Source organism: Bifidobacterium sp. LH_389, assembly GCF_056357235.1.
This window is the reverse complement of record NZ_JBKEVR010000037.1, coordinates 1-509: the sequence shown is the minus strand read 5'-3', so window position 1 is coordinate 509 and position 509 is coordinate 1. Positions and strand designations below refer to the sequence as shown.

The 509-nt window shown below is 65.0% G+C and carries 1 protein-coding gene; it reads right to left on the bottom strand.

The genetic code is table 11. From position 1 onward, the window contains the following. Positions 1-427, bottom strand: a 427-nt coding sequence (locus tag AC1AZA_RS11395; RefSeq protein WP_476514766.1) for a transposase, incomplete at its 3' end; no start/stop codon positions are given. Positions 428-509 lie beyond the last annotated feature (82 nt).

Here is a 509-nt window from a genome sequence, read left to right as displayed (position 1 = left end):
GGCACTCGTGGCTTATCCGCATGCGCGGGTCGTCGGGCCATTCGATCTTGAGCCGGCCCTCGATCAGCTCCGGGGTCCACCCCTTCCTGAGCGCGTCCGTCACCCAGGAGCGCAGCGGGCAATGGGACATGCGCAGGGGCTTGCGCGGCCTGCGGGCGCGCGTCTCGGCCTTGCGCTGCGCGGTCATGGCCGAGTAGAACGGGCGGGCCGTCCACGCGCCGGTCTTCAGCCGTTTCGGCCGGTACGGCCGGTAGGAGTCGTTCTCGTTGGATGCGAACCACAGGCCGCGTTTCAGCTCGCGGCTGACCGTGGACTTGTCCCGGCCTATCCTCAGGGCGATCTGGCGCACGCCGAGTCCCTCGCGGTTCCTTAGCTCGTCGATGCGGTTTCTTTCCTCGGCCGACAGGTGGGAATACACTTTCGTCATGAGCGCGACACTTTCTCTTCGGTTGTGGACTTGAACACTTCCAACCTTAGAGCGGGTGTTGCGCTTCTATTTAGAACCCGGG